Annotated in this window: 6 protein-coding genes; 2 read left to right on the top strand and 4 right to left on the bottom strand. The window is 64.0% G+C overall.

Going from position 1 to position 5,854, the window contains the following annotated elements; translation table 11 throughout:
- The 4 genes from EPO09_RS00585 to EPO09_RS00570 form a co-directional block, all read right to left on the bottom strand.
- A partial coding sequence (locus tag EPO09_RS00585) for an acyl-CoA dehydrogenase (protein WP_290639143.1) occupies positions 1–746 on the bottom strand: 746 nt, incomplete at its 3' end.
- A gap of 1 nt (position 747) precedes the next feature.
- Complete coding sequence (locus EPO09_RS00580) at positions 748–1,944, bottom strand: acyl-CoA dehydrogenase family protein (RefSeq protein ID WP_290639141.1); 1,197 nt, start codon at positions 1,942–1,944, stop codon at positions 748–750.
- An 18-nt stretch (positions 1,945–1,962) separates the two neighbouring features.
- On the bottom strand, positions 1,963–3,159 hold the full coding sequence (locus EPO09_RS00575; RefSeq protein ID WP_290639139.1) for an acetyl-CoA C-acyltransferase: 1,197 nt from the start codon (positions 3,157–3,159) through the stop codon (positions 1,963–1,965).
- Entirely contained in the window at positions 3,152–5,278 is a 2,127-nt protein-coding gene (locus EPO09_RS00570) for a 3-hydroxyacyl-CoA dehydrogenase NAD-binding domain-containing protein (protein ID WP_290639137.1), read from the bottom strand. The genes EPO09_RS00575 and EPO09_RS00570 overlap by 8 nt, the downstream gene beginning before the upstream one ends.
- A gap of 145 nt (positions 5,279–5,423) precedes the next feature.
- Between EPO09_RS00570 and EPO09_RS00565 the strand changes: the two genes are divergently transcribed.
- Together EPO09_RS00565 and EPO09_RS00560 are read left to right on the top strand one after the other, a co-directional pair.
- Positions 5,424–5,558 carry a hypothetical protein gene (locus tag EPO09_RS00565; protein ID WP_290639135.1) on the top strand — a complete coding sequence of 45 codons (135 nt, stop codon included), beginning with the start codon at positions 5,424–5,426 and terminating at the stop codon, positions 5,556–5,558.
- Positions 5,559–5,606: 48 nt separating this feature from the next.
- Positions 5,607–5,854 (top strand): LysR family transcriptional regulator (locus EPO09_RS00560; protein ID WP_290639145.1); only part of this gene is annotated, 248 nt, incomplete at its 3' end.

Below are 5,854 nucleotides of genomic sequence, written 5' to 3'. Positions count from 1 at the left end.
CCCAGCGATTCGGCACACAGGGCGAGCAGGCCTCGGCCCACAGCGTGTTCCAGTGTCGCCAGCCCCTGGCCTTCCACGCCTAACAAGTTCTCGGGTGGCAGGGCGACCTCGTGTAGTGTCACCTCGGCCACACGGCCGCCATCGATGGTGGGGCTGGGGCGTACCGTCACGCCGGGCGTGTCTGTTGGCACGATGAACAGGGAAAGGCCTTGTTCATCATTCACCTGGCCTGCCGTGCGCGCCGAGACGATCAGCAACTGGGCCTGATCGGCCAGCGCGACCACGGCCTTGTGGCCATGGAGCACCCAGCCTTCATGCTGGCGCTGTGCGGTGGTCTGCACACGCTGCAGTGCATAGTGGGATCCGGGCTCTTCATGAGCCAGCGTGGCCAGCACATCGCCGCTGATGATGCCGCCCAGCAAGCTCTTCTGGCTGGCGTTGCCGGCGAGGGCCAGCGCGCTGCCCGCCAGCACGGCAGTGGGCAGGAAGGGCTCGACCACCAGGCCGCGGCCCAGTGCTTCAAACACCACGGCGATGTCGAACCCGGTGCCGCCAAAGCCGCCATCGGCCTCGCTGAACAGCGCACCAATCACACCCAGTTCAGCGAACTGGCGCCATTGGCTCTGGCTGAAGCCTTCCGGTGATTGCGCAATGGCCATGCGGGTCTCGAACTTGTATTGCTCGGCCACATAGCGGTTGAGCGTGTCCGCCAGCATGCGGCGGTCTTCGGTATGTTCAAAGTTCATGTCACAGGCCCAGGATCATTTTGGAGATGATGTTCTTCTGGATCTCGTTGGACCCGCCGAAGATCGACAGCTTGCGGTTGTTGAAGTACTGCGCGGCCGCGAAGCTGGCCTCGGGCTCGCCGGGTCCATCGGATGTGTCGCCTTCGCTCACGAAGGGCAGGGCATAAGGGCCCATCGCGCGGCGCAAGAGGCTGTTGAGTTCCTGGCGGATCTCTGTGCCCTTGATCTTCAGCATCGAGCTTTCAGCGCCCGGTGCGCCACCACCGGCCACGGTGGCGATCACGCGCAGGTTGGTGGTCTTCATGTTCTCCAGGTCGATCTCGACCTTGGCCATGCGGGCCGCAAACAAGGGGTCTTGTGACAAGGGCTGGCCGTTCTTCATCACACGGTCGGCCACCAGCTTGAGGCGCTCCATGGCCGCCACCGAGAAGCCCACGCCGGCGATATTGGTGCGTTCATACGTGAGCAGGAACTTGGCGCAAGTCCAGCCCTTGTTCTCTTCGCCCACGAGGTTCTCGGCGGGCACCTTCACATCGGTGAAGAAGACCTCGTTGACCTCGTGCTCGCCATCCAGCGTGATGATGGGGCGCACTTCCACACCGGGCGTGCGCATGTCGATCAGCAGGAAGCTGATGCCCTCCTGCTTCTTGGCTTCGCGGTTGGTGCGCACCAGGCAGAAGATCATGTTGGCGTGGTGGCCCAGCGTGGTCCAGGTCTTCTGGCCATTGACGACGTAGTGATCGCCCGTGCTGTCGCGCTGCAGAACGGCCGTGGTCTTGACCGAGGCCAGATCGGAGCCGGAGCCGGGCTCCGAATAGCCCTGGCACCACCAGTCCGCACCGCTGAGGATGCGCGGCAGCCAGTGCTGCTTTTGCGCCTCGTTGCCGTATTTGATGAGCACCGGGCCGAGCATGTTCACGCCGAAGGGCACCGTGCGCGGGCAGTAGGCCAGGGCGCATTCGTTGTCGAAGATGAATTTCTGAACGGCGTTCCAGCCCGTGCCGCCCCAGGCCTTGGGCCAGTGGTTGGCCAGCCAGCCTTGCGCGTTGAGGATGGCATGCCATTCTTCGTGATCGGCTTTGCTCAGGTGCTGGCCATGGCGCACCTTGTCGGTCAGGCGTGTGGGCACCTTGTTGGCCAGGAAGTGGCGAACCTCTTCGCGGAAGGCCAGCTCTTCGGGTGTAAAGCTCAAGTCCATGATGTGGGGCCTTGCTCGTCAGAAGATTTCAAACAGGCCGGCGGCGCCCATGCCACCCGCAATGCACATGGTCACCACGGCCCACTTGATGTTCGGGTTGCTGGCCTTGCGGCGCTGGCCCTCCAGCAGCACGTGGCCCACCAGGCGCGCGCCGGTCATGCCAAAGGGATGGCCGATCGAGATGGCGCCACCATTGACGTTCAGGCGCTCGTCAGGGATACCCAGTTGTTGCTGGCAGTAGATGGACTGAGAGGCAAAGGCCTCATTGAGTTCCCACAGGTCGATGTCATCGACCTTCAGGCCATGGCGTGCCAACAGCTTGGGCACAGCGAACACGGGGCCGATGCCCATCTCATCGGGTTCGCAGCCATGCACGGCCATGCCTCGGAAGGCGCCCAAGGGTTGCAGTCCCAGGCGCTCGGCTTCCTTGCGCTCCATCAGCACGCAGGCCGAAGCGCCGTCTGACAACTGCGAAGCATTGCCTGCCGTGATGAACTGATCTTTTCCGCGCACCGGGGCCAGCTTGGCCAGGGACTCATAGGTGGTGCCGGCGCGGTTGCAGGTGTCATGGTCTACCGTGGCTTGCTGGCGCGTGACTTCTTTCGTGTCCTTGTTGACCACGGCCATGGTCGTCGTGATGGGCACGATCTCCGCCTTGTAGCGGCCAGCCGCTTGCGCCTCGGCCGTCTTGCGCTGGCTCTCGACCGAGAAGCGGTCCTGCGCTTCGCGGCTGATGCCGTAGCGGCGGGCCACGATGTCAGCCGTTTCGATCATGGCCATGTACAGCGCGGGTTTGCGCTCGACGATCCAGGGGTCCATGCCCGTGTCACCGTCTTCGCGTGTCTTGATGCCGGAGATGCTTTCCACGCCCCCGGCAATCATGGCCGGCGCCCCATCCACGATGATGCGGCTGGCCGCCATGGCAATGGCTTGCAGACCCGACGCGCAGAAGCGATTGACCGTGGTGCCGGCGATGCTGATAGGCAGACCGCTGCGGATGATGGCCTGGCGCGCGATGTTGCGGCCCGTGGTGCCTTCCGGATAGCCGCAACCCAGGATGGCGTCTTCGATCATCGCAGGGTCAATGCCTGCGCGCTCGACGGCCGCCTGGACGGCAAACGAGGCCAGTGCGGGGCCTGGCGTGATATTGAGTTCGCCCCGATGTGACTTGGTCAAGGGGGTGCGGGCGGTGGACACGATGACGGCTTCACGCATGGTGGTCTCCTTTATTCAGGCTCTCGAAATCACGGCCTTCTGCCACCAGCCTGACCAGCAAGGCGGCAGGTTGCCAGAACAGCGGGTCTTCTTCAGCGAAGGCGCGGATGTCTGCCAGGATGGTGGGCAGGCCGACCATGTCGGCGTACTTCATGGGGCCACCGCGATAGCGCGGGAAGCCATAGCCGTGCACCAGGGTCACGTCCACATCCAGCGGGCGCAGGGCGATGCCTTCTTCCACGACCTTGGCGCCTTCGTTGACCATGGCGGCCAGATAGCGGCGTTGCAGTTCTTCTGGCGTGAAGGTGTGCGGCTTGATGCCGGCCTTGACGCGCTCGGCGTCCACGATGGCCAGCACCTCGGGGTCTGGTGTGCCGGTGCGTGCGCCGTTGGCGTAAAGGTAGTAGCCTCGGCCCGTCTTCTGGCCGAACCAGCCGCGCTCGCACAACTGATCGGCAATGTGCACATAGCGCGCGCGAGGATCGCGTGTGGCTGCGCGGCGCTTGCGTGTGGCCCAACCGATATCGCCGCCGGCCAGATCGCTCACTTCATACGGCCCCATGGGGTAGCCGAAGGCGCGCGCCATCTGATCGATCTCGTAAGGCGATGCGCCGTCTTCCATCATGTAGTCGGCGGCCGTGCGGTAGGTCGCCAGGATGCGGTTGCCGATGAAGCCATCGCACACGCCGGCACGCACGGGCACCTTCTTCAAGCGTTTGGCCAGCTCAAAGCCCGTGGCCACCACATCGGCACTGACCTTGGCGGGCACCACGATCTCCAGCAGCTTCATGATGTTGGCCGGCGAGAAGAAGTGCAGGCCGATCACGTCTTGCGGGCGGAATACGCCTGCGGCGATCTCGTTGATGTCCAGATACGAGGTGTTGGTGGCTAGCACGGCGCCGGGCTTGCAGACCTTGTCGAGCTGCGCGAACACGGCGTGCTTGACGGCCATGTCTTCGAACACGGCCTCCACCACCAGATCCGCTTGCGACAGTGCGGCGTAGTCCGTTGCGCCCACGTAGCGCGACATCACGATGGCCTTGCCTTGGCTGCTCATGCGGCCCTTGGCGATCAGGCCGTCGTACACCTTTTCAACGCGGGCACGGCCTTGCGCCAGGGCCTGGTCGTCGCGCTCGATCATGGTCACGTGCAGGCCGGCATCCAGCATGGCCACGGCAATGCCCGCGCCCATGGTGCCGCCACCGATCACACCCACGCTGTTCAGCGCACGCGGTTTGGCCGCCTTGGTCTCCGGGGCTTTCAGCACCTCGCGTTCGGCAAAGAAGGCGTGGATCAAGCCGGCGCGTTGGGGGCTGGCCAGGCATTGTTCGAACTGCGTGCGTTCGGTGCGCAGGCCTTCGTCAAAAGGCAGATCCAATGCGGCTTGCACGCAATCGACGATCTTGTCGGGCGAGAACAGGCCGCGCTTCTTGCGCACCTCGGTGCGGGCGGCGTCAATGGCTACGCGCTGTGCGCCCTTGTCGGCCAATGCCTCGGTCTGATCACGGGTGCGCCGCACCTGGGCGCCTTCGGCCAGCACATGGCGCACATAGGCCAGGCCTTCGGTTTCGACATAGTCACTGGTGGCGATGTGGTCGATCAGGCCCATGCGCAAGGCTTCCTGCGCGCCGATGTGGCGGCCACTGAGCATCAGGTCCAACGCGGCTTGGGCGCCGACCAGGCGAGGTGCGCGCTGGGTGCCGCCAGCGCCGGGCAGCAAGCCCAGTTGCACTTCGGGCAAGCCCAGTTTGGCCGATGCTGTGGCCACGCGGTAGTGCGCCGACATGGCCACTTCCAGGCCGCCACCCAGCGCCGGGCCATGGATGGCCGCGACCACGGGTTTGCTGCAGGCTTCGATGGCGTTGCACACGTCGGGCAGAGAGGGCGCTTGCGGCGGCAGGCCGAACTCGCGGATGTCGGCACCGGCGATGAAGGCTTTGCCCTGGCCGAGGATCAACACGGCGTGCACCTGTTCATTGGCTTCGGCCTGGGCGATGGCGTGTTGCAAACCTTGGCGCACCGCCACACCCAGGGCGTTGACGGGTGGGTTGTCGATGAGCACCAGGGCGATGTGGTTGTGCACGTTCACGTGAACGGCTGGCGTGGCGGTCTGGCTCATGGTGTGGTCATTTGTCGAGTGAGGACGGCAAGGCGGGCAGGCGCCCATCGTGGAACGGTCATTGTTCGAAAACAAGTGCGCCTTGACAATCCCTGTGTCTGTTGACAGACTGTCAAGTCAATTTGGACAATCAAAGGAGCTCAACATGCCTAAAGGCCAACGTAACGGTAAAGAAGCGAAGAAGCCCAAAAAGGACAGTTCGCCGTCCAAGCCGGTGTCTCCGGATGCTGTGAGTCCTACCAAGGTCACTGTCGTTCCTGAGCGCAGCAAGAAGAAGTAAGGCTGTGCCTGTGAAGGCGCCGCGCGCTGCGTGTGGGTGCCATTGGTGATGGACCTGCAATCGCTGACCCTGCTTGTTGAGATCCTGGACGCAGGCAACCTCAGCGAGGCGGCACGTCGTCTCAAGATGAGCCGTGCCAATGTGAGCTATCACCTGGGTACCTTCGAGCGCAGTGTGGGGCAGCAACTGGTGCGCCGCACAACCCGGCGCATTGAGCCCACTGAAATTGGCCTGCAGTTGTACGAACACGGCCGCAAGATCCGCAATGAACTGGACGCCGCGCGTGAGTCGGTTGC

The organism is Aquabacterium sp. (assembly GCF_004297345.1).
Classification (GTDB): Bacteria; Pseudomonadota; Gammaproteobacteria; order Burkholderiales; family Burkholderiaceae_C; genus Aquabacterium.
The sequence above is the reverse complement of the archived record's forward strand: the minus strand, read 5'-3'. Positions and strand labels throughout refer to the sequence as shown.

Coding starts and splice junctions, on each gene's coding strand:
- EPO09_RS00580 (WP_290639141.1), bottom strand. CDS start 1,944: ATGGACTTGAGCTTTACACCCGAAGAGCTGGCCTTCCGCGAAGAGGTT.
- EPO09_RS00575 (WP_290639139.1), bottom strand. CDS start 3,159: ATGCGTGAAGCCGTCATCGTGTCCACCGCCCGCACCCCCTTGACCAAG.
- EPO09_RS00570 (WP_290639137.1), bottom strand. CDS start 5,278: ATGAGCCAGACCGCCACGCCAGCCGTTCACGTGAACGTGCACAACCAC.
- EPO09_RS00565 (WP_290639135.1), top strand. CDS start 5,424: ATGCCTAAAGGCCAACGTAACGGTAAAGAAGCGAAGAAGCCCAAAAAG.